General features: G+C 18.5%; 23 protein-coding genes, 1 other RNA gene and 1 pseudogene. 14 read left to right on the top strand and 11 right to left on the bottom strand.

The window, feature by feature from the left end; translation table 11 throughout:
• Positions 1–11: 11 nt before the first annotated feature.
• The gene (gene priA, locus GJU02_RS01985; RefSeq protein ID WP_168919403.1) at positions 12–2,099 is read right to left on the bottom strand and encodes a replication restart helicase PriA; all 2,088 of its coding nucleotides are present in this window, start codon (positions 2,097–2,099) and stop codon (positions 12–14) included.
• Between the two features lie 105 nt (positions 2,100–2,204).
• Between priA and rpmE the strand changes: the two genes are divergently transcribed.
• Entirely contained in the window at positions 2,205–2,426 is a 222-nt protein-coding gene (rpmE, locus tag GJU02_RS01980) for a 50S ribosomal protein L31 (RefSeq protein WP_168919402.1), read from the top strand.
• A 96-nt stretch (positions 2,427–2,522) separates the two neighbouring features.
• Here rpmE and rpmG read toward each other — a convergent pair whose 3' ends face one another.
• From rpmG to grpE, 3 genes are all read right to left on the bottom strand, one after another.
• Positions 2,523–2,687, bottom strand: coding sequence for a 50S ribosomal protein L33 (gene rpmG / locus GJU02_RS01975; protein WP_168919401.1), 165 nt, complete (start codon positions 2,685–2,687; stop codon positions 2,523–2,525).
• A 4-nt stretch (positions 2,688–2,691) separates the two neighbouring features.
• On the bottom strand, positions 2,692–2,916 hold the full coding sequence (rpmB, locus tag GJU02_RS01970) for a 50S ribosomal protein L28 (protein WP_168919400.1): 225 nt from the start codon (positions 2,914–2,916) through the stop codon (positions 2,692–2,694).
• A gap of 98 nt (positions 2,917–3,014) precedes the next feature.
• Positions 3,015–3,683: a nucleotide exchange factor GrpE gene (grpE, locus tag GJU02_RS01965; protein ID WP_246208770.1), complete on the bottom strand. Its 669-nt coding sequence runs from the start codon at positions 3,681–3,683 to the stop codon at positions 3,015–3,017.
• A gap of 264 nt (positions 3,684–3,947) precedes the next feature.
• Between grpE and smpB the strand changes: the two are divergent.
• Positions 3,948–4,388, top strand: a pseudogene (smpB, locus tag GJU02_RS01960) (SsrA-binding protein SmpB); the annotation flags it as partial.
• 7 nt (positions 4,389–4,395) lie between these two features.
• Positions 4,396–4,762, top strand: a transfer-messenger RNA (tmRNA) gene (gene ssrA / locus GJU02_RS01955).
• 15 nt (positions 4,763–4,777) lie between these two features.
• Here the strand turns inward: ssrA and typA are convergent.
• Positions 4,778–6,598 (bottom strand): translational GTPase TypA, encoded by a 1,821-nt coding sequence (typA, locus tag GJU02_RS01950; protein WP_168919399.1) that lies wholly within the window; start codon positions 6,596–6,598, stop codon positions 4,778–4,780.
• Between the two features lie 118 nt (positions 6,599–6,716).
• On the opposite strand from typA, the gene yihA reads away from it, so the two are divergent.
• Positions 6,717–7,328, top strand: coding sequence for a ribosome biogenesis GTP-binding protein YihA/YsxC (gene yihA / locus GJU02_RS01945; RefSeq protein WP_168919398.1), 612 nt, complete (start codon positions 6,717–6,719; stop codon positions 7,326–7,328).
• A 33-nt stretch (positions 7,329–7,361) separates the two neighbouring features.
• Here yihA and GJU02_RS01940 read toward each other — a convergent pair whose 3' ends face one another.
• The 4 genes from GJU02_RS01940 to GJU02_RS01925 form a co-directional block, all read right to left on the bottom strand.
• Entirely contained in the window at positions 7,362–8,234 is an 873-nt protein-coding gene (locus tag GJU02_RS01940) for a 5'-3' exonuclease H3TH domain-containing protein (protein WP_168919397.1), read from the bottom strand.
• 45 nt (positions 8,235–8,279) lie between these two features.
• Positions 8,280–8,957 (bottom strand): DsbA family protein, encoded by a 678-nt coding sequence (locus GJU02_RS01935; protein ID WP_168919396.1) that lies wholly within the window; start codon positions 8,955–8,957, stop codon positions 8,280–8,282.
• A 106-nt stretch (positions 8,958–9,063) separates the two neighbouring features.
• Positions 9,064–9,795 carry an RluA family pseudouridine synthase gene (locus tag GJU02_RS01930; protein WP_246208775.1) on the bottom strand — a complete coding sequence of 244 codons (732 nt, stop codon included), beginning with the start codon at positions 9,793–9,795 and terminating at the stop codon, positions 9,064–9,066.
• Positions 9,796–9,830: 35 nt separating this feature from the next.
• The gene (locus tag GJU02_RS01925) at positions 9,831–10,019 is read right to left on the bottom strand and encodes a S4 domain-containing protein (protein WP_168919395.1); all 189 of its coding nucleotides are present in this window, start codon (positions 10,017–10,019) and stop codon (positions 9,831–9,833) included.
• Between the two features lie 73 nt (positions 10,020–10,092).
• Here GJU02_RS01925 and bamD point away from each other — a divergent pair, with 73 nt between their 5' ends.
• The gene (gene bamD, locus GJU02_RS01920) at positions 10,093–10,815 is read left to right on the top strand and encodes an outer membrane protein assembly factor BamD (RefSeq protein ID WP_168919394.1); all 723 of its coding nucleotides are present in this window, start codon (positions 10,093–10,095) and stop codon (positions 10,813–10,815) included.
• Positions 10,816–10,914: 99 nt separating this feature from the next.
• Here bamD and tyrA read toward each other — a convergent pair whose 3' ends face one another.
• Positions 10,915–11,982, bottom strand: coding sequence for a bifunctional chorismate mutase/prephenate dehydrogenase (gene tyrA / locus GJU02_RS01915; protein WP_168919393.1), 1,068 nt, complete (start codon positions 11,980–11,982; stop codon positions 10,915–10,917).
• A gap of 31 nt (positions 11,983–12,013) precedes the next feature.
• The gene (locus GJU02_RS01910) at positions 12,014–13,072 is read right to left on the bottom strand and encodes a 3-deoxy-7-phosphoheptulonate synthase (RefSeq protein WP_168919392.1); all 1,059 of its coding nucleotides are present in this window, start codon (positions 13,070–13,072) and stop codon (positions 12,014–12,016) included.
• Between the two features lie 178 nt (positions 13,073–13,250).
• Between GJU02_RS01910 and parC the strand changes: the two genes are divergently transcribed.
• The 9 genes from parC to nuoF all read left to right on the top strand — a co-directional run bounded on the left by parC (position 13,251) and on the right by nuoF (position 25,291).
• Positions 13,251–15,494 (top strand): DNA topoisomerase IV subunit A, encoded by a 2,244-nt coding sequence (gene parC, locus GJU02_RS01905; RefSeq protein WP_168919391.1) that lies wholly within the window; start codon positions 13,251–13,253, stop codon positions 15,492–15,494.
• Between the two features lie 357 nt (positions 15,495–15,851).
• Positions 15,852–18,299: a bifunctional aspartate kinase/homoserine dehydrogenase I gene (thrA, locus tag GJU02_RS01900; RefSeq protein ID WP_168919390.1), complete on the top strand. Its 2,448-nt coding sequence runs from the start codon at positions 15,852–15,854 to the stop codon at positions 18,297–18,299.
• Between the two features lie 19 nt (positions 18,300–18,318).
• Positions 18,319–19,260 carry a homoserine kinase gene (gene thrB, locus GJU02_RS01895; protein WP_168919389.1) on the top strand — a complete coding sequence of 314 codons (942 nt, stop codon included), beginning with the start codon at positions 18,319–18,321 and terminating at the stop codon, positions 19,258–19,260.
• A complete protein-coding gene (gene thrC, locus GJU02_RS01890; RefSeq protein WP_168919388.1) occupies positions 19,257–20,561 on the top strand; it encodes a threonine synthase in 1,305 nt (434 codons plus the stop codon). Before thrB ends, thrC begins: the two co-directional genes overlap by 4 nt.
• Positions 20,562–20,583: 22 nt before the next feature.
• Positions 20,584–20,967, top strand: coding sequence for an NADH-quinone oxidoreductase subunit A (ndhC, locus tag GJU02_RS01885; protein WP_168919387.1), 384 nt, complete (start codon positions 20,584–20,586; stop codon positions 20,965–20,967).
• Positions 20,968–20,991: 24 nt separating this feature from the next.
• Complete coding sequence (locus tag GJU02_RS01880; protein ID WP_168919386.1) at positions 20,992–21,654, top strand: NuoB/complex I 20 kDa subunit family protein; 663 nt, start codon at positions 20,992–20,994, stop codon at positions 21,652–21,654.
• A gap of 27 nt (positions 21,655–21,681) precedes the next feature.
• Positions 21,682–23,505 carry an NADH-quinone oxidoreductase subunit C/D gene (gene nuoC / locus GJU02_RS01875; protein ID WP_168919385.1) on the top strand — a complete coding sequence of 608 codons (1,824 nt, stop codon included), beginning with the start codon at positions 21,682–21,684 and terminating at the stop codon, positions 23,503–23,505.
• A 12-nt stretch (positions 23,506–23,517) separates the two neighbouring features.
• On the top strand, positions 23,518–24,063 hold the full coding sequence (nuoE, locus tag GJU02_RS01870) for an NADH-quinone oxidoreductase subunit NuoE (protein WP_168919384.1): 546 nt from the start codon (positions 23,518–23,520) through the stop codon (positions 24,061–24,063).
• Positions 24,011–25,291: an NADH-quinone oxidoreductase subunit NuoF gene (gene nuoF, locus GJU02_RS01865; RefSeq protein WP_168919383.1), complete on the top strand. Its 1,281-nt coding sequence runs from the start codon at positions 24,011–24,013 to the stop codon at positions 25,289–25,291. Before nuoE ends, nuoF begins: the two co-directional genes overlap by 53 nt.
• The last annotated feature ends 32 nt before the right edge of the window (positions 25,292–25,323 follow it).

Below are 25,323 nucleotides of genomic sequence, written 5' to 3'. Positions count from 1 at the left end.
CTAATTTAAAATTAAATTGGATCAACATTAATTATTAATTTAATTTTATTAAAATTAACAATTTTTTCTATTATAGAAATAATATATTTTATAATAAATTGTAATTTTTTTTTAAAAATATGTTGTAAAATAATTTGTTTTCTAAATAATCCTTTTCTTTTATTTTGTATTAACGATAAAGGACCAATTATAAAAAAATTTTTTTCATTTATGTATTTAGATATTATTTTTTTTTTTAAAATATTTAAAAAGTTTAATAAAATTTTTTTATTATAAGATTCTAAAATTAGAATAATATGTTTAGTAAACGGAGGTAATAACATTATTTTTCTTTCTTTTAGAATAAAATTTGAAATATCATAATATGTATTATATTTTTTGAATATTTTTATAATAATTTCATTTTTAGGAAAATATGTTTGAATAATAACTGTCTTTTTTTTTATATCTAAATGATTATTTAATATACTAAAAATATATTGAGAAAAATATTCTGTTGCTCTAAAATTTTTAGAAAAAAAAACATTATCTATATTTAGAATAATAATTAAATTGTTTTTTGAAAAATAAAAATATTTTTTATGTAAAATATGTGAAGAAATTATAATAGATGGTTTATTATTTTTAATTAATAGAAATTTTTCTAAAAAATTTTTATTATTAATATTTAAAATTAAGATATTTGAAAATAATTTCTTTAAAAATTCAATTAATTGTTCTGTACCAATACCTATTGGTATAAAAAAATTATTTTTACATAAAGGACAAAAATTTAACATAATAATGCTTTTTTTACAATATATACAATATAATTTCCATAATTTTTTATAAAAGACATAATTTTTATTACAATCTTTACATTTTAAAGGTTTTTTACAAAAAAAACATAAAATAAGATTTGAATATCCTTGATATTTATAATAAATAATGATTTGTTCATTATTTTTAATACATATTTTTATTTTTTTTATTAAAATATTAGAAAAAATTTGTAATTTTGATATTTGTTTATTCATATCTAAAATTATAAATTTAAAAAAATTTTTATATAATATTTGTTCATTATTTTCAAATAAAAATTTAAATTTTTTTATATTAATATTATGTAATGTTTCCAAACTTGGTGTTTTTGAACTTAATAAAATTGGAATATTTTCTATTTTTGCTCTTAAAATAGCAATATCTCTTACATTATATTTATAAATATTTGTTTTTTTATATATAAAATTATGTTCTTCAATTAAAATAATTAATCCTAATTTTAAATATTGTGTAAAAATAGTAAATTTTGTTCCAATGATAATTTTTATTTTTCCATTTTTTATATTATCCCAAATTGATAATGTTTTTTGATTTTTAAAATTTGAATATAATAAACAAACTAAAATTTTTAAATTAGATATTAAAAATTGATATAAATAAAAAAAATAATAGGTTTGCGGAACTATTATTAAAACTTGTTTTTTTTCAGATATAATTTTTTTTATAATTTTTAAATAAATATTTATTTTTTCAAGAAAAATAATATTATCTTGTGTTATCCAAACAGAAAATTTTTTTTGTAAATATTCTTCTTGAAAAAAATTGGATATTTTATGATTCTGTGTTTTATACATTATATTTAATATATTTGTATTTAATAAAAAATTTTTTTTATTTTCAATATTTACATCTTCAATTTTTTTAAAATTATATGATTTTATAATTTTAATATTATTATTTAATATTTTTGTATTATTTAAATTTAATTTATTTTTTAAACTTTTTGTATATTTATTTTTTTTTCTAAAAAATATTGGTAATATTTGAAATAAAATAAATCCAATAGGATATTTATAATATGTAGAAATTTTATGTGCAAAATCAAAAATTAACGGATCAAAAATAGGTTTTTTATCTAAAATTTTATATAAAAATTTTAATTTTTTTATAGGTATTTTAGAAAAATTATGTATTTCTAATACTATACCTATATAATTTTTAGTTTTTATAGGTACTATTACTCTACATCCAATATAAATAGATCTATTTTTAGATAATAAATAATCAAATTTATTGCAAATAATAGAATTATTAAATACTACTTTAATGATTTTCATAATTTAAAATTTTTTCATTATTTTTTGATAAAAATATTTTGGAAATAAAAAAAATATATTTATAATATATAAAAATAATTTTTTTAAAAATATTATTGGTAATTTATGAAAAAAAATATTCATCCTCAATATAATAAAATTACTATGAAATGTTCTTGTGGTAATGTTATTCATACTAGATCAACTTTGAAAAATAATAAAGAATTAAATCTAGATGTTTGTAATATATGTCATCCTTTTTATACAGGAAAACAAAAAATAACAGATACTAGAGGACGTGTTGAAAATTTTAAAAAAAGATTCAAAAACTCTAAAATATTCGAATAAAAATTTTTAGAAAAAAATTAATCAATAATGTTATTTTATATAATTAACCATTATTGATTAATATGTTAATAATTATTAATATAATAAAATTTTATTTTATCTAATTTTTTTTTCTTTATATAAAACATGTTTTCTAATATAAGGGTCAAATTTTTTGATTTCTAATTTTTTTATATTTTTTTTATTTTTAGTAATAGTATAAAAATGTCCAGTTTTAGCTGATGAAATTAATTTAATTATAATACGATTTTTTTTTGCCATAAAATTACCTATTTTTTTTATATAAAAAAACATTTTCTATTCCCTTTTTATTTATTAATCTCATTCCTTTTGTAGATATTCTTATATTTATAAATCTTTTTTCTTTTTCTAACCAAAATTTATGATAATGAATATTAGGTAAAAATTTTCTTTTAGTTGCATTCATTGCATGAGAACGATTATTACCTTTTATAGTTTTTTTCCCTGTTATTTGACATCTTTTTGTCATTGACTAATACCTTTTTTTATTTTTAAAATTTTTTTTTATAAAAATAATATGTTCATTAACTATTAATAGTATATGAACATATTATTAAAAAATAAATATTAATTATTATTCTGAATAAGTTTATTTTTTGAAACTATAACCATAGCTGGTCTTAATAATCTTTTATGAAGAAAATATCCCTTTTGTAAAATTTCTATAATATAATTATCTTTTATTGTATTTGATTCTATAATAGACATTGCTTGATGCTTAGAAGGATCAAAAGGTACATTAATTTCATTTATAATACTAATACCAAATTTTTTAATTAATACTAATAAAGATTTGAAAGTTAATTTAATACCTTCTATTATGGATAAATTAATATTATTTTTTTCTTTTATTTTTAAATTAATAGCTCTTTCTAAATTATCAATTACAGGTAATAATTCATGAATAAATTTTTCTAATGAAAATTTATAAGCTTTTTCTATATCTAGAATAGATCTACTTCTAATATTTTCAATTTCAGCTTGTGAACGTAATTTTAAATCCCATATATTATTTTTATATTTTTTTAATTTATTTTTAAGTTCAATAATTTTAAGTTTATAAATATCATTTTTTTCTTTAAAATATTCAATAGTATATTTTTTTTTACATTCATTTATAATTTTTTTATTTTCTATATTATTATTATTTATATTTACATTATTTAATTTGTCATCATCTTTTTCTTTTATATTATTTTTTACTATATTAGTATTTAATGATTGATCTTTTTTCATATATTTATCCTTATATAAATTTTATAAAAATTTTTACATAATACTTATTATTAATAATAATATATATTATTTTTTATAAAAATAAATATTTACAATTTATCAAATAATTATAAAACATGATAAATTAATAAAATATAAATTTAAAATTTATAAAATTATTTTGATAAAAATATTATTATATAATATATTGATATTTATACATATATCTATTATAGTTAATAATATTTAACATTAAAATTATTTTATAATGGAAAAAAAAAATATTTTATTTTTAATAAAAAAATTTATTATAATTTTTTTATTAAAGAAAAAATAAATGCAGGTCTTATTTTAAAAGGGTGGGAAGTAAAATCTTTAAGATCTAATAAAGTAACTATTATTAATAGTTATATAAGTTTTGCATATAATAAAATATATGTATATAATTTAAATATTAGTCCTATAAAAACAACTTGTAGTCATATAAAATATGAAAATAATAGAAAAAAACAATTATTGTTAACAAAAAAAGAAATAGAATTATTAAAAAATTATATAAATTTAAAAAATTTCACAGTTGTTGTTATTGGTCTTTTTTGGAAAAAATCTTGGTGTAAATTAACAATTGCTATTGTTAAAGGGAAAAAAAAATATGATAAAAGAAATATTTTAAAAAAAAAAGAATGGAATATTAAAAAATTAAGTTTTTTAAAAAAAAATATTTAAAATTTATGGGGCTGATCATGGATTTGACAAAATTATCAAACTTAAGGAGCATGTCAAGGTACGGTAGGCCTTGTAAAAAAACCGTAAAAAATAGTTGCAAATAATCAAAACTATGCTTTAGCAGCATAAAAAACTGCAGAAGCCCTGTTTACTTATTATTTTTCTCTTTGATAAGAGTAAATAGGTCATAAATAAAAGAGATCGTATATAATTAGTCTAAAAATTATATATTAAAAGAAGTTAATAGACTATTTAATATATAAAACTTTGTTTTATCAGTTTATATTAATAATTTTTCATAAGATAAAACTAAACATGTAGTGCCGAAAGTGTAGTAATTTTGGACGGGGGTTCGAATCCCCCCAGCTCCAATAATTATTATTAAGTTATTATGTTTTTTTTAATTTACGCTGGGATTTTGTTAAATATTTTTTCCGAATACGAATTGATTTTGGTGTAATTTCTACTAATTCATCATTATTAATAAAATTTATTGCTTCTTCTAAAAATATTTTTTTAATAGGAATTAAATTAATAGGATTATCATTTCCTGATGCTCTCATATTAGATAGTTTTTTATTAGTTAAACAATTTACAACAAGATCATTAGATTTATTATGTATTCCTATTATTTGACCTTCATATATTTTTTCTCCTGGATTAATTAATAATTTACCTCTAAATTGTAAATTATATAAAGAAAAAGCAACAGCATATCCTTCTTTATTAGAAATTAAAACACCATTATTACGTTCTCCAATTATATTATATTTATTAACATCATAGTGACTAAAAAAAGAATTTATTATACCAGTACCTGAAGTAATATTTATAAATTCATGTCGTAAACCAATTAAACCTTTACTAGAAATAATTGCTTCAATTTTTATTCTATTACTATAATCATCTAACAGAATATTATTTATAATTGCTTTTCTTTGATTAATTAACTGTATTATATTACCTTTCTTATTTTGTTCAAAATCTAGAATTAATATTTCAAATGGTTCTAATTTTTTACCATTAATAATTTTAGGTATAATTTGAGGTTTAGATACAGATAATTCAAAACCCTCTTTTCTCATATTTTCTATTAAAATAGCTAAATGTAATTCTCCTCTACCAGAAACATGAAAAATATTATTATTTTTTGTTTTACTTATTTTTAAAGCAACATCATGTAAACATTCTTTACTAATTCTATTAAATATTTTACTAGATGTTATATATTTCCCCTCTGTTCCAGAAAATGGTGAATTATTTACATGAAATAACATACCTATCTTAGGTTTTTCTATTTTTAATAAAGGTAAAGGTATACAATGATTAATATTACAAATTGTATCAGAAATATTTATTTCTTCAAATCCTAAACCAGCAATACCAACAATATCACCACATTTAGCATTATCAGTATATATAGGTTTTAATCCTATATTAAATATAATATATAAAATTTTAACTTTTTTAAATTTTTTTTTATTATCAATAATAGCAACATATTCATTTTTTTTAATTTGTCCTTTTTTTATTAAACCAATGCAGATATTTCCAATATAGTTATTATATTCTATTTGAGATATTTGCATTTGAAATGGTTGGTTAATATCTCCTTGAGGAGATGGTACATGTTTAATAATAGTTTCATATAATATATCCATATTATTTTGCATTTTATTGATATTATATCCTGAAGTTCCTTTAAGTGCAGAAGTATATACTATAGGAAAATCTAATTGTTCATCAGAAGCATTTAAGTTAATAAATAAATCAAATATTTGATCAATAACCCAATCTGGTCTAATAAATTTCCTATCTATTTTATTTATTACAATAATAGGTTTTAAATTATATAAAAAAGATTTTAATGCAACAAATCTAGTTTGAGGCATAGGCCCTTCAACAGCATCTACTAATAATAAAACAGAATCTACCATTGATAACACACGTTCTACTTCTGCACCAAAATCTGCATGACCTGGTGTATCAATTATATTAATTTTATAATTTTTCCAAAAAATAGATGTATTTTTTGAAAAAATAGTAATTCCTTTTTCTTTTTCTAATTCATTACTATCCATAATTCTATTAATATTTTTTTCTTTCGAAGTATTTTTGAAATTATCAGATTCTTGTAATAATTTATCTATTAATGTAGTTTTTCCATGATCAATATGTGCAACAATAGCTATATTACGTATTTTTTTCATAAAAAAATCCTAATAAAATATAATTTTAATTGTTTAAATTTTTTATTAATATATAATTAAAATTTTATAAAATTAAACATTTTATATTTTAATATTAATTTAGTCATATAAAAAAATAATGAATAATTTTAATAATATTAATTTCAGTTATAGTACTTTAAATATTAAATTTTTAATTACTAATTTTAGTAGTCAAGTTCAAGATATTGCTTTTATTGGTTATTCTAATGTAGGTAAATCTTCTATGATAAATATTTTACTCAATAAGAAAATAGCTTATGTAAGTAAAACTCCAGGATCTACATTATATATCAATGTATTTGAAAATAATAAAAAAAAAATTCGTTTTTTAGATTTTCCAGGATATGGATATAATAAATTTATTATTAAAAATAAATTAAAATATTTTTATATTTTACAAAAATATTTAAACCAAAAAAATTCATTAAAGGGAATTATTCTTTTAATTGATATACGTTCTTTATTAAAAGAAAAAGATATTAAAATTTTAAAAAAATTAATTTTTTATAAAAAACCTATATTATTAATATTAAATAAAATTGATAAAATATCTAAAAAAAATATAAAAAATAATATAAATAAAATAATAGAAATTTTAAAAAAAAAAATAGACATCTTTTTTGATAAAAAGATTATATTATTAACTTTTTCTATTATTAATAAAAAAAATTTAATAAAAATAAAAAAAATAATTAATTATTGGTTATAATTAAAATAAAATTTGTAAAATATATAAATTTAATTATAAATAATTTTTATTAAATTTTTTTAATTCATATATTTTAAATAAATATTTTAAATAATTTATTTGTGGTGTAATTTTAAAATTTAAATAACTAAAATAATCCACATCTATAGTAATATTTGTTTTAATTTTAGTTAATTTATGATATAAAAAAACTAATTTTTTATACTTTATAAGTTTTTTTTTTATATTATCTCCTCCTCTAAAATTAATATTATTAATATTATTTATATTTTTAAAAATACATTGTAAATTACCTAATTTATTTATTAAATTTTGACTTATTTTATATCCTATTCCTGGAACTCCAGGAATATTATCTATGGAATCACCACTTAATGCTAAAAAATCACTAATAAATTTTGGATATACTCCATATTTTTTATATATTTCCTTAGATCCAGAAATAGAATAGTTAATAGGATTTACTATTTTAATATTTTTATTAACTAATTGAGTTATATCTTTATCTATACTAAAAATATAAACTAAATAATTTTTTTTTTCTGCTTGTAATGATAAAGTACCAATTATATCATCTGCTTCTATATTTTTTATTGATATGATCTTATATCCCATTGCCTGTATAATTTTAGATAAAGGTTTAATTTGCATAATTAAATTATCAGGCATTTTAATTCTTTTTGATTTATATTTATTAAAAATTTTTTTTCTAAAAGATATTCCTTTAGTATCAAATATAATTAAAAAATAACTATTTATGTTCATTCTTATAATTTTATTAAACATATTAATAAAACCATATATTGCACCTGTAGGATATCCTTTATTATTCATTAAATGAGGTAAAGCATAATAAGCACGATATAAATAAAATGAGCCATCTATTAAAATTATTTTTTTTTTCATATTTATGAATATACTAAAAAATATATCTTTTAATTTTAAAAAATTCTATTTTTTTAAAAGTTTATTAATTAAATTTATATAATTTTGATAAAAATTCTCAATATCGTTAGAATATAATCCAGAAAGATTTATTATATATTTATTATTAATATATATATCAGGTACTAAATGTATACCAAATTTTTCAACTAAATCATATTCTTTTTCATATAATATTTTTGCTATATTGCTATTCCATGCGGCATCAAACATATTATTAGTAATTCCAGTTTTTTTTATAAAAATTCTTTTTATAGAATTATAATCATGAATAGATTGATTTTTATGAATACCATCAAAAATTGGACCCATAATTTTATCTTGTACATTTAACATTTTAGCAACTACCCATGCATAACCTAATACAGTAGATAAACCATCTTCTTGGCCCATTTTACTATAATGAATTTTTATAATTTTTACATTTTTTGGAATTTTATTTTTTAAAATTTTTTGATCAAAACCTTGATAAAGTTCATAACAATGAGGACATAAAAATGAAAAGAATTCAACTATAACTGGTTTTTTACCAAATTCTTCAATAAATAATTGTTGTTCTTCTTTTGTTAAAACATCATATAATGAAATTTGAGATGATTTATTAGATGCTATACAATTATTTGATGTAATTAATAATAAAAAGAACATGCCAAAAAATAATACATATTTTTTTATATTTATCATATTTTTATCACTCTTAATGAAAAAGATAAAATTTATTTTTATTATAAACTAATTATTTATTTTAATAAAATTATTTTTTAAATAAATATATTTTTATTTTAATAATTTAAATTTTATTTTTTTTTAAAAAATTAATTAAATTATTTATATCAGTTGGTAATATTGAATATAATTTAATTTTTATATTATAAAACGGATGTGTAAATTTTAAATAACAAGCATGTAAAGCTTGTCTTTGAATTATTTTATTAATATTATTTTTATTAAAATTATTATTAAAAGAAATATTTTTTATTTTTTTATATATTGGATCACCAACAATACTATGATTAATGTGGGATAAATGAACCCTAATTTGATGTGTTCTTCCAGTTTTTAATCTAATTCTTAAATGAGTATATTCTTTAAAAGTATTTTTAATAAAGTATTTTGTTATTGATTTTTTACCTAATGGATGAATATTCATATAAATATGATTTTTTTTATATATACGTTTTATTGGTTTATTTATTATTCCATTTTTTTTAATAATACCATTTACAATTGCTTCATATTCTCTAATAATATTATGTTTTTTAAGTTCTTTTTTTAAAAATATATATGAATGCATATTTTTTGCTATAATCATTAATCCTGTAGTATTTTTATCCAATCTATGGATAATACCTGCCCTAGGCACATCTCTTAAATTCGGATAATAATATAATAAACAATTTAAAAGAGTATTATTTTGATTTTTATGAGAAGGATGTACAACTAAATTAGTTTTTTTATTTATAACTAAAATATGTTTATCATTATAAATGATATTTAAATTTAAATTTTGTACTTTCCATATGTGATTTTCATGTGGAATAAAAATATGAAATTTAATTATATCTCCAAAAAAAATTTTTTTTTAGGAATATTTATAATATTATTATTTACTTTTATATTGTTATTAATAATAATTTTTTGTATTTGTGATCTTGAAAATTGTATAATTTTTTTAGTAAGAAATAAATCTAATCTTTCTCTATCATGTATTAGATTAACTTTTAAAGTTAAATTTATATTTTTCATATATTTAATATTTTTTATGTAAAATTCATTTATTATATATTAATCCTATATATTAATTTTTTAAAAGATTAAAATGAAAATTTTTATAAAAAATAGATCTTTTTTTATCAATATTTTAATATGTATATTATTAATTTTTACAACTAATTGTGAATATTATTCTATTTCAAAAAAAAAACATTTAAATTATTCTTTTAAACATGAATATATAAATGCTATAAAAATTTTAAATGAGAAAAAATATAATAAAGCTTTAATAAAATTTAGTAATTTATATGTAAATTATCCATATAATATATATACAGAAAAAATTTTAGTTTATTTAATGTTTTTAAATTATCTACATAAAGATTTTTTAAATGTTTTAGAATTATCAGAAGAATTTATACAATCATATAATTTCTCTGCATTTATGAGTTATGTTATATATATTAGGATTTTATCAGAAATATCTTTAGATACAAATACTAAAATACAAAATTTTTTTAGAATAAATAGATATTTTTGTAATCCTTTTTATACACAATTAGCTATTCATGATATAAAAATATTTATGAAAAATTATCCTAATAGTATATATATAAATTTTCTAAAAAAAAAATTATTTAATATGGAAAAAAGAGTTAAATTTTTTGATTTAAATATCATAAAATTTCTTTTTAAAAAGAAAAATTATATAGCTACAATTAATAGATGTTTAATTTTTTTAAAGGAATATCCTTCTAGTATAAAAGAAATTAATTTAGTTAAAAAAATTTTAAAAATTTCATGTAATGAAATACATTTAAAAATCTAAAATATAAAAAAAACTTAATATTGATTTAATATTAAGTTTTTTTATATGTTTTTAACATTAAAATATTTTTATATCTGAATTTAAAGTTCAATTCTAAATTTAAGTTATTGGTAATTTTTTAATTTTTCTTAAAATTTGAGTTATTTCTATTATTTTATTTTTATTATCTAAAATAGCTAAATTATTAATATAATCTAAATATTTTTTAATATTTCTAGTATTATTTTTAGAATTTTTAATTAAATTATTATATAACTTTGGATTTTGCGAAAAACAATTTTTTAAAATAAATAAATGTAAACAATCCATAGTTTTTGAAAGCATAAACATCTTATTTAAAGATATGTTTGTTTTTATTAAAAAAGTACTATATATTAACATAAAAAAATATTTTAATGATTTTATAAAAAAAATATATTTATCATGTTCTATAATATCCATATTTTGAATTTTTAATCCCCAAATTTTTATTTGTTTTAAAAACCAACTATAATTTTTTTTTTTACGGCCATGACAATATATTATATATTCTTTAAATAATAAATCTTTCTTATAATCAAATAAATAATATAAACCAAGAACAGGACCTTTATATAATTTTAATATTTTTTTAATAGATATTTCTTTAATGGGAGATAAATCCACTAAAACACAATTTTTAGGTAAAAAAGATAAATTTTTAACTAATTTTGTAAAAAATTTTTTTGATATATCTAAAATAATCATTCCTATATTTTTAAATAAATAAGTAATATCATTTTTAATATATAAATTTTTTTCTTCTATATAGTCAACATTATATCCAGTAGTAATTAACATTTCTTTAAATAAAGAAATTTTTTGTTTATTATTACTAATAATTAATATTTTTGAAAAATTAGGTTTAATTTTTTTAAATATTTTTATTTTTTCATAGGAATATGATTCATTAATAATATAACGAAATATATTTTCAATAAAACTAGGTGATATTCCTTTTTTTTTTGCTTCTTTTTTTTTGGTATTAATTATAGATTTTTCTCTTTCTGGTACATAAAGTGGTAACCCATATTTATTTTTTATTAATCCGATTTCTTTTACTAATTTTAATCTTTCTGATAAAATATCTAATAATTTTAAATCTAAAATATCAATTTTATTACGTAATAAATTTAATTTATTTAACATAATTCTATAATTATACTTAATTAATTTTATTTTATAATAAACGTTTTTTAAGGATAAAATCTAATTCATTATTTATTTTATATAAAATATTTTTTGTTGTTTGTAAATTTATACATCCATCTGTAATAGATATTCCATATTTTAATCTTTTATAATTATTAATATTTAAAATTTGATTTCCTTCATTAATATAACTTTCAATCATTATTCCCATAATAGAATTATTTCCTTCTTTAATCTGTGAAATTATTGATTCAATAACTAAAATTTGTTTTTTAAAATCTTTATTAGAATTTCCATGACTACAATCTATCATTATTTTAGGTTTTAATTTTACTTTTAATAAAGCTTTTTCACATTTTAATAAATTAAATTTATCATAATTAGGTTTTTTTCCTCCTCTTAAAATAATATGACAATTTTTATTTCCTTTTGTATCAACAATACAAATTTTACCATTTTGATCTAAACTAATAAAATGATGTTCTATAGCAGATGCTTGAATTGCATTTATAGCAGAAAAAATATTACCATCTGTATTATTTTTAAAACCTACAGGAATTGTAACCAAAGATGCTATTTCTCTATGTATTTGTGATTCTACAGTACGTGCTCCAATAGCTATCCAACTTAAAAGATCATCAAGATATCCTAATGTATTAGGATCTAATATTTCTGTCGCTAATGAAATATTATTTTTGACTAATTTGATTAATAATTTACGAGCTAAATATAATCCTTTATTTATATTAAAGGATTTATCCATATAAGGATCATTAATTAATCCTTTCCATCCTAAAATAGTTCTAGGTTTTTCAAAATATACTCTCATAACAAGATATATATTATTATTAACTTTAGAAAAAGTTTTTTTTAAAAAATTACTATATTCTATTGCTTCATCAATATTATGAATTGAACAAGGACCACAAATAATTAATAATCTATGATCTTCCCCTGAAATAATATTTGATATAATTTTACGTGAATTTAATATTTGTTTTTTTATTTCTTGAGATATTGGTAATTTATCTTTTAATTCTTTTGGAGTAATTAAATATCTTTTATTTTGAAAATAATTTTCTTGCATATAAAATCCATAAATAAAATATTCTTGCACAAAAATAACATATTTATTCTATAAAATTCAATTAAATTTATTTAATTTTAAAAATTAAAAAAATATTATTTATTTTATGGTTAAAATGTTACAAAGTTTCTTTATAATAAATACTTAATTTAAATAATTAATATTTAGGAAACTAAAAATGAATAAGTTAATAAAAAAAAATATAATAGAATCTATATTATTAGATAAATTTGCAGAACATGCTTATTTAAATTATTCTATTTATGTAATATCAGATCGAGCATTGCCTCATATTGGTGATGGATTAAAACCAGTACAAAGAAGAATTATATATGCTATGTCTGAATTAGGTTTAAAATCATCATGTAAATTTAAAAAATCAGCTAGAACAATTGGTGATGTTATTGGAAAATATCATCCTCATGGAGATGTAGCATGTTATGAAGCAATGGTATTAATGGCACAATCATTTTCTTATAGATATCCATTAATAGAAGGACAAGGTAATTGGGGATCTCAAGATGACCCTAAATCATTTGCAGCAATGAGATATACAGAATCTAGATTATCAAAATATTCTAATATATTATTAAATGAAGTAGAAAAAGGTACTGTAAAATTTATATCTAATTTTGATGGAACATTATTAGAACCAAAAATCTTACCTGCATGTTTACCAAACATAATTTTAAATGGATCAACAGGAATAGCAGTAGGTATGTCAACGGATATCCCTCCTCATAATATTAAAGAAATTTCTAATGCTATAATTAAATTAATTGATTATCCTAAAATTAAATTAAATGAAATTTTAAATATAATTCAAGGACCAGATTTTCCTACTGGAAGTGAAATTATAACATCTAAAGATGAAATTTATAAAATATATGAAAAAGGTAGAGGTTCTATAAAATTAAGAGCATCATGGGAAATAAAAGATAATACAGTTATTATTACATCATTACCTTATCAAATTTCTGGAATACGGATTATTGAACAAATTACGACACAAATGAGAAATAAAAAATTACCAATGATTGATGAAATAAGAGATGAATCAGATTATGAAAATCCGACTAGAATAGTTATTGTAATTCGTAATAATTTTAATTATTTAAAAATTGAACACATTATGTGTCATTTATTTTTTCTTACTGATTTAGAAAAAAGTTATCGTATTAATTTAAATATGATAGGACTAAATAATAAACCTGCCGTAAAAAATTTAATGGAAATATTATCAGAATGGATTTTTTTTAGAAGAAAAATAGTAAAAAAACGTTTAAATTTTAATTTAAAAAAAGTAAATAAAAAATTACATGTTATTACAGGATTATTAATTGTTTATTCTAATTTAAAAGAATTTATAAAAATTATTCGTTTAAATCAATATCCTAATGATATTATTAAAAAAAAATTTAATCTTACTGATATACAAATAGAAAAATTACTTAATTTTAAGTTGCGTTCTATTTCATTTATAGAAGAAAAAAATTTAATAAATGAAAAAAAAAAATTAGAAATAGAACATAAAAAAATTGAAAAAATATTATTTTCAGAAAAAAAAATGAATTTATTATTAAAAAAAGAAATATTATTAGCAGCTAATAATTATGGTAATAATCGTCGTACAGTTTTTAAAAAAAGAAAAGAAGCAAAATTGTTAAATGAATCTGAATTAATTTCAAATGAACCTATTACAATTATTTTATCAAAAATGGGTTGGATTAGATGTGCAAAAGGTCATACAATAGATCCCTTAAATTTAAATTATAAATCAGGAGATTCTTTTTTAATTTCAGTAAAAGGAAAAAAAAATCAAACTATAGTAGTTTTAGATTCTAAAGGACGTAGTTATAGTATTGATTCAGTTTCTTTACCTGCTGCTCGTAGTAGAGGAGAACCTTTAAATGGTAAATTAAATATTGCACAAGGATCTATAATTAAAAGTTTATTAATGGAATCTAATAATCAAGAAATTATTCTCTCTTCTAGCTCTGGTTACGGTTTTATATGTAAATTTCATGATTTAATAGCATGTAATAGAAATGGTAAATTATCTATTATTTTATCAGAAAATGCTGAAATATTACCACCATTAATAATTAATAACCAAAATGATAAAATATTAGCTATATCTTCTTTAAATAAATTTTTATTATTTTCTATTAATGAAATTCCAAAATTATCTCGAGGTAGAGGAAGTAGATTAATTTTTATCGATCATAAAGATTTTATTCAAAAAAAAGATAAATTAAAGTGGATATTTCTTATTAATAAAAACTCAATAATTTATATAAAAACAAATAATAAAACATATAAATTAAAATATGAAAAGTTAAAAATTTTTTTTTCAGTTAAAGGAAATAAAGGGTTTATTTATAAAAATATAAATAATATTGAAAACATTTTTATAAAATAAAAATATTAAAATTTTCAAAATAATAATTAAAACTTTAGTATTATTTAAATATTTATATAAACTATAAAATTATTTAATTAATAACATATTTTTCATGTTACAATATTTAAAAATAAATTTAAAATTATAAAAAAACAATTATTCTATAAATAATAATATTGTTTATTTTAAATTATTTATAATTTTTTATTAATAATAACTTATTATTTAAAGTAAAATTTTTATTTTTTATTTTATTAAAAAATAAAAATTTTATTATTAAATAATATTATTATCAATATATTCATTTTATAAAAATTATAAATATATATATTTATTCATATTTTTATATTTTAAAATTTTAGGTGGTTTAATAATATGAGAGTATTGAAATTTGGTGGAACTTCTTTAAAAAATGCAGAGAGATTTTTATTAGTAATTAATATAGTTAATATTTACTTAAAAAATGAAAAAATAGCTGTTGTTTTATCTGCTCCTGCAAATATTACAAATATATTAGAAATAATGATAGATAAATCTATAAAAAAAAAAAATTATAAAAAAGATCTAATTTATATACAAAATTTTTTTATAAATTTAATTAATGATTTAAAAAAAAATATAAAAAATTTAGATATAAATATTATTAATAATAATATTAAAAAAATTATCAATAAAATTGAAAAACTTTTACATGGTATTAATTTACTTAATTATTGTCCTGATATGATAAAAGCAAAAATTTTATCACAAGGTGAAAAATTTTCCATTCTAATATTAGAATATTTATTAAAAATAAAAAAATATAAAATATTTATAATTTCTCCTAAAAAATATTTATTAGCATATGGTACTTATTTAGAATCTACAGTAGATATTAGTGTAAGTTTAAAAAATATTAGAAATATTAATTTATCTTTTTTTGATATAATATTAATGCCTGGATTTTCTGCTGTTAATAAAGAAAAAGAAACGGTTTTATTAGGTAGAAATGGATCTGATTATTCTGCAGCAGTATTAGCTGTTTGTTTAAAAGCTCAATGTTGTGAAATTTGGACTGATGTAGATGGTATATATACAGCTGATCCTAATATTATACCTAATAAACAATTATTAAAATTTATTACTTATAAAGAAGCTATAACATTAGCATATTTTGGTGCTAAAGTAATCCATTATAAAACTTTGGCTCCAATGATACAAAATAATATACCTTGTATTATTAAAAATATAATAAATCCAAAATATAGTGGAACTATAATAAATAATTTTGATGTTAATCAATACATATTACCAAAAATAAAAGGAATTACTGAATTAAAAAATATATCTATATTAAATATTAGTGGTAATAAAAATAAACAAATAAAAAGCATTATAGCACGAATATTATTTTTTGTTTTTAATTTAAAAATATCTATTTATTTTATTAATCAATCTTCAGAAGATTGTAATATTAATATTTTATTATCAAATAAAAATTTAGATAATTTGAAAATTTTATTAGAAGAAGAATTTTATTTAGAATTACAATATAAATTAATTAAATCAATTAAAATAATTAAAAATTTATCATTAATTACATTAGTTAATAATAATATTAACCATTCTACAAATATAATTTCTAAATTTTTAAATATTTTTAAAATAACAAATATAAATATATATACTATATCACAAAATATTTTTCAAAATTACATTACTGTTGCTATAAAAGAAAAATATGCAAAAAATATTATAGAATTAACATATAAAACTTTATTTCATAAAGAAAAAATATTAGAAGTATTTATAATAGGTACTGGAAGTATTGGTAGTACTTTATTAAAACAAATTTATAAAAATAAATGTTATTTTAAAAATAAAAATATTTTTTTAAAAATTTGTAGTATTATGAACACAAAAAATTTTCTATTTAATTTTAATGGCATTAAAATTAAAAATTGGAAAGAAGAAATTAAACATAATCTTAATAATACAATAGAAAATTTAATAAGAAATTATAATAAATATAAATTTATAAATCCTGTAATTATTGATTGTACTTCTTCACAAAAAATTGCAGATCAATATGTAAATTTTTTAAATCATGGTTTTAATATAATTGCTACTAATAAAAGAGCAAATTCTTCTACAATAGAATATTATAATCAAATACGTTTTACTGCAAATAAATTAAATTTAAATTTTTATTATGAAACTAACGTTGGTGCTGGATTACCAGTTATTAATACATTACAAAATATAATTAAAACAGGTGATAAACTTAATAATTTTATTGGGATCTTATCCGGTTCACTTTCATATATTTTTGGTAAGTTAGAAGATGGTATTATTTTATCTAAATCAATAAAAATGGCTCAAGAAATGGGTTTTACAGAACCAGATCCTCGAACAGATCTCACAGGAAAAGATGTAGCGAGAAAATTACTTATATTAGCAAGAGAAATTGGTTTAAAAATAGAATTAAATAATATTATTATTGAACCCATTATACCTGATACCTTCAATAAAAAAAAATCTCTTTCAGAATTTTTTAATTCTTTATCAGAATTAGATATAATTTATACAAAAAAAATTCAAGAAGCAAAAAAAGATAATAAAGTATTACGATATATTGGAAGTATAAATTCACAAGGTGAATGTAATGTAAAAATTAGAAAAGTTGATAATAATCATCCTTTCTTTAAAATAAAAAATGGAGAAAATTCTTTTGCTTTTTATACTAATTATTATAAACCATATCCTTTAGTACTTAGAGGATATGGAGCCGGTAATGATGTTACTGCAGCAGGAGTATTAACTGATTTATTGCGTTTAATTTAAATATAAGGAATTATTATTTATGATTAAAATTTATTCTCCTGCTTCTATTGGAAATATTAATGTAGGTTTTGATACATTAGGGATTGCATTATCTAGAATTGATAAAGGTATTTTAGGAGATTTAATAACAATTTCTGAATCTAATAAATTTACTTTAATTAATAAAGGTCGCTTTTCAAACGATTTACCAAAAAATAATTATGAAAATATTATTTTTCATTGCTGGACAAAATTTTGTGATAAAATTGGTAAACAAATTCCTCTAAAAATAATTTTAGAAAAAAATGTTCCTATAGCATCAGGACTAGGTTCTAGTGCATGTTCAATAGTTTCATGTTTAAAAGCAATAAATTTATTTTGTAATAACCCAATAAATAATATTGATTTACTAAAATTAATGGGAGAACTAGAAGGATTATTATCAGGAAATATACACTATGATAATATAGCTCCCTGTTTATTAGGAGGTATGAAATTAATATTAATTATTAATAAAAATAATTTAATCATTCAAAATATTCCAATTTTTAAAAATTGGCTTTGGGTTATCGCGTATCCAGGGACTGGATTATCTACTTTTTGTTCTAGAAAAGTTTTACCAAAATTATATAAAAAAGAAATTTTTATTAAACAAAGTCAATTTCTAGCAGGTTTTATTAATGCTAGTTATACAAAACAAGAATTATTAGCATCAAAATTAATGAAAGATTTTATTGCTGAACCATATAGAAAATCTTTAATACCTAATTTTGAAAAAATTTCTTATATAGCAAAAAAATTAGGCGCTTTAAGTTATGGAATTTCAGGTTCAGGGCCTACTATATTTAGTATTTTTAATAATTTGCATTTTGCATACGATATGGTTAAATGGTTAAAAAAAAATTATTTACAAAATAATACAGGATTTGTTTATATATGTAAAATTAATAATACAGGAACCCAAATTATGGAGAAAAAATGAAATTTTATAATCTTAATTATCGAAAAGAAAATATAAATTTTAATCAAGCATTAAAAAAAGGTTTAGGTAAAAATCAAGGTTTATTTTTTCCTATGAATTTACCAAAATTAAATAATAAAATAATTAAAGATCTATTAAATTTAAATTTTATAGATAGAAGTAATTATATAATTTCATTATTTTTAGATGAAAAAGAAATTTTATCAAATGATTTAAAATTACAAATTACTAAAGCATTTAATTTTCCATTATTATTAAATTTAATTGATAAAAATATTGCTTGTTTAGAATTATTTCATGGACCTACTCTAGCATTTAAAGATTTTGGGGTACGTTTTATGGCTCAAATATTAAATTTTTTTAATAGAAAAAAAAAAATTATTATTTTAACTGCTACTTCTGGTGATACAGGTGCTGCTGTTGCTCATGCTTTTTATAAAATTAAAAATATTAAAGTTGTCATATTATATCCATATAAAAAAATTTCTATTTTACAAGAAAAATTATTTTGTACATTAGGAAATAATATAAATACAATTGCGATTAAAGGTAATTTTGATGATTGTCAAAGACTTATAAAACAAGTTTTTCAAGATAAAGAACTTACAAAATTATTATATTTAAATTCTGCAAATTCTATTAATATAAGTAGAGTAATTGCACAAATATGTTATTATTTTGAAGCTTTTGCTCAAATTCCTTTAAATCAAAAAGAAAAAAAAATAATTTTTTCAGTACCTAGTGGTAATTTTGGTAATTTAACTGCTGGATTAATAGCTAAAACAATAGGATTACCTATTTATAAATTTATTGCAGCAACTAATATAAATGATACAATTCCTAGATATTTAAATAAAGGATACTGGCAACCTAAAAAAACAATATCGACACTATCTAATGCTATGGATGTTAGTATTCCCAATAATTGGCCTAGAATTATAGAAATTTTTAATAAAAACAACTGGAATTTAAATAAATTAGAATCTTGTTCTATTACAGATGAACAAACAACTAGAACAACAATAAATGTTTTTAATAAATATAAATATATTTTAGAACCTCATACAGCTGTAAGTTTTTGTGCATTAGAAAAACAAATTTTAAAAAAAGATACATTTAATGTATTTCTTGGTACCGCACATCCAGCTAAATTTCAAAATTATATTTATAAGATATTACATAAAAAAATAATATTACCTAAAATTTTAATTAATTGTATAAAAAAAAAAAATTTATCTTATATATTATCTAATAATTTTTCTGATTTAAAAAATTTTTTAATAAAAAATTATGTAATATAAATTTATTCTTAAAAAATCAATTATGCTAATAAATAAACTAACTTATAATTTTCAATATTTTGTAATATTTCAAATTTTTGCTATTACTATTAGTTGTATAGTAATATTAATATCATCATTTTTAGGAGGACATTCATATGGTTTAGATAAACAGATACCATTTGAATCAGGAGCTTATTCTTATAATATTTCTCAAATTAAAATACATATTAATTTTTATTTAATAGCAATATTTTTTATAATTTTTGATATTGAAACTTTATATTTATATTTATGGTCTGTTACTTTGAGAATATTAAAATTAGAAAGTTTATTTGAAGGAATTTTATTTATTTTTACTATTTTAGTGACTTTATTTTATTTATTTAAAATGAAAGCTCTAAATTGGAAATTTAAAAATATTTAATTAATATAAAATATATATAATAATATGAAATATACTTTACATGACATTAAAATTAATAAAAAAAATTATCCCTTAGAAAATAAAAAAAATATTAATACAGATCCTTTAAATGATCAAATTAGTAAAAATATTTTTTTAGGTAATTTAAAAAAAATTACACATCAAATTGTTAATTGGGGTAGAAAAAATTCTTTATGGCCCTACAATTTTGGATTATCTTGTTGTTATGTTGAAATGACTACATCATTTACATCTATTAATGATATTTCTCGTTTTGGATCAGAAGTATTACGAGCATCTCCAAGACAAGCTGATTTTATGGTAATAGCGGGTACTTGTTTTTTAAAAATGGCACCTATTATACAAAGATTATATGATCAAATGTTAGAACCCAAATGGGTTATTTCAATGGGAGCATGTGCTAATTCAGGAGGAATGTATGATATATATTCTGTAGTACAAGGAGTAGATAAATTTTTACCTGTAGATATTTATATACCAGGATGTCCTCCTAGACCAGAAGCATATATACAAGCATTATTATTATTACAAAAATCTATAAATTATGAAAGACGTCCTTTATCCTGGATTGTAGGAGATCAAGGTATTTATAAAGCTAAATTAAAATCATCTAATAAAATTTTTAATGCTAAAAATATTAAATTTAAATCAATAAAAAATATATAATATCACCTATTATGTGTAGGATCTATCATGAATAATTTTTTTGATAATGTGGTAAAAAAAATAGGAGATGTACATAATCAATCTTTTTCTAAAAAAAATATAGAACCTATTATAAATGAAATAAATAAAAATTTTAATTTTAAAGATTTTATTATACAAAATAATTCTACTGACAAAATGCCATTCACTATCTGGATTAAATCAAAAGATTTAATAAAATTTATAAAATTTTTTTCTGAAATAAATAATCCATATAATATGTTATATGATATGCATGGTATAGATGAAAGATTACATATTAATAAATTTAGTTTAATGAAAGAAATGGATTTTTCATTATTTTATTATTTAATATCTATTAATAGAAATTCTGATATTATTATAAAAATTCCTTTAAAAGAAAATTTTTTAAAAATTAATACTATTACAAATTTTTTTAAAAATGCTAATTGGTATGAAAGAGAAATTTGGGAAATGTTTGGAATTAATTTTATTAATCATCCCTGTTTATCACATATATTACTCCCCAAAAATTGGAATTATGGTTATCCTTTACGTAAGGATTTCCCTTTTAGAGCCACAGAATCTACACCTTATTTTTTAACAAAAGAAAAATATAAAAAAGATATTAAATCTACTAAATTTAATCCAGAAGATTTTAATCTAAAAATAAAAAATAAATTAGATGATTATATGTATCTTAATTTAGGACCAAATCACCCTTCAGTACATGGTGCTTTTAGAATAATATTACAATTATCTGGAGAAGTAATTATAAAATGCATACCTGAAATAGGATATCATCACCGAGGAGCAGAAAAAATAGCAGAAAGACAAACATGGCATACATATATACCATATACAGATAGAATTGAATATTTAGGTGGTTGTGTAAATGAAATGCCTTATATTCTTGCTATAGAAAAATTAGCTAATATTATTGTTACAGATAAAATTAAAGTTATTAGAGTAATGTTATCCGAATTATTTCGTATTAATAGTCATTTATTATGTTTATCCACTTTTATGCAGGATTTAGGTATAATGACTCCTATATTTTTAGTTTTCACAGATAGACAAAAAATATATGATATAATTGAAGCTATTACAGGAGCTAGAATGCATCCTGCATGGTTTAGAATAGGAGGATTAGCACAAGATTTACCTTACGGATGGAATTTTTTAGTTAAAAAATTATTAAGTTGGTTACCTAAAAGGTTAAATATATATAAAAAAGTAGCTTTACAAAATAGTATTTTAATATCTAGATCTCAAAATATAGCATCTTATAATCAAAAAGAAGCAATATCATGGGGAATTACTGGAACAGGTTTAAGAGCTACTGGATTAAATTTTGATGTACGTAAATGGCGTCCTTATTCTGGATATGAAAATTTTGTTTTTGAAATCCCCACCGGAAATAATATTAGCGATTCTTATTCAAGAATTTTATTAAAATTTGAAGAAATTTGGCAAAGTTTAAGTATTATTAAACAATGTTTAAATTATATGCCTGAAGGAAAACATAAAGTTGATCATCCTTTAACAACACCACCTTTTAGAGAAAGAATGTTAAACGATATAGAAACTTTAATTCATCATTTTGTTCAAGTTTCTTGGGGACCCGTAATACCTGCTAACGAATCATTTCAAATGATTGAAGCTACAAAAGGAATTAATAGTTATTATTTAATTAGTGATGGTAGTACAATGAGTTATCGAACTAGAATTAGAACACCTAGTTTTCCTCATTTACAGCAAATACCATCTGTAATTAAAGGTAGTTTAATATCTGATTTAATTACTTATTTAGGTAGTATTGATTTTGTTATGTCTGATGTAGATCGTTAAAATAATAATATTATGAAAAAAATAACTAATAAGATAAATATCTTTTTAAATGAAAAAGAATTAAAAATAATTAATAAAATTAAAAATAATTATGAATGTAATAACGCTGCTATCATTGAAATATTAATATTTTTTCAAAAAAAATATGGATGGATATCTGATAATATTATTATTCTTACTTCTAATATTTTAGATATAAATCCTTCTGAAATTGATAGTATAGCAACATTTTATAGCCAAATTTTTAGATCACCAGTAGGTAAATATGTTATTAAATATTGTGATAGTGTTGTTTGTTATATAACAAAATATGAAAAAATTTTAAAATATATTCAAAAAAGATTAAATATTAAATCAGGTCAAACAACTTGTGATCAATTATTTACTTTAATACCTATTTGTTGTTTAGGACATTGTGAAAATAGTCCTGTTATAATGATTAATGAAAAAGTTTATACTTCATTATCTATTAATTATATAAATCAAATATTGGATCATTATATTAATGAAAATCATAAAACCCAATCCAAAAACACACCCTCTAACATGGCGTATTAATAAAAATAAAACAATATTTTTAGAAAAATATATAAAAAAAGATGGTTATCAAAATTTAAAAAAAATTTTATGCCAATATACTCCTCAAGATATAATTAATATTATTAAAAAATCAAAATTAAAAGGACGAGGAGGTGGTGGATTTTATACAGGATTAAAATGGAGTTTAATTCCTCCAAAAATAGATAATAAAGAAATACGTTATTTTTTATGTAACGCAGATGAAATGGAACCTGGAACATATAAAGATCGGTTTTTAATAGAACATATTCCTCATCAATTAATAGAAGGTATAATTATTAGTGCTTTTGCTATTCAAGCTAATAAAGGATATATTTTTTTAAGAGGTGAATATACACATTGCGAAAAAATTTTAAATATAGCTTTACAAGAAGCTTATAAAATTAAATTTTTAGGAAAAAATATATTAAATAGTAATTTTAATTTTGATTTATATCTCCATACAGGAGCAGGCAGATATATATGTGGAGAAGAAACAGCTTTAATTAATTCTTTAGAAGGAAAACGTGCTAATCCACGATTTAAACCTCCATATCCAGCTATAGTTGGTTTATGGGGTAAACCTACTTGTATTAATAATGTTGAAACTATATTTAATATACCTGGTATAATTAAATATGGACCCAATTGGTATAAAAATATAACTAAAAGTAAATATGATACTGGTACTAAAATGTTAGGTTTTTCTGGAAATGTTCAAAAACCTGGATTATGGGAATTACCTTTTGGTACAACTGCTAGAGAAGTTTTAGAAAAATATGCAGGAGGAATGAAAAAAGGTTATTCATTAAAAGCTTGGCAACCAGGTGGAGCAGGTACTGGTTTATTAATAGAAAATCATTTAGATTTACCTATGGATTTTATAAATATTAGTAAAGCGGGTAGTAGATTAGGAACAGGAATATCTATAGCTATAGATAATAATATTAATATATTATCTTTAGTAAAAAATTTGGAAATTTTTTTTGCTAGAGAATCTTGTGGTTTTTGTACTCCTTGTCGAGAAGGATTACCCTGGATTGTTAAAATATTAAATAATTTAGAAAAAAAAAAGGGATCTAAAAAAGATATTATTCTTCTTAAAGAAATAAGTCAACAATTAACAAATGGAGGTTCCTTTTGTGCACATGCTCCAGGAGCTATGGAACCTTTAAATAGTGCATTAAAATATTTTTTAGATGAATTTGAATATGGAATTAATAATTAAATGTTTTGCGTATAAAAATTTTTATTTATTAT

It is taken from the genome of Enterobacteriaceae endosymbiont of Donacia thalassina (assembly GCF_012568245.1).
Taxonomy (GTDB): Bacteria; Pseudomonadota; Gammaproteobacteria; order Enterobacterales; family Enterobacteriaceae.
This window is presented reverse-complemented; position numbering and strand designations above follow the sequence as displayed.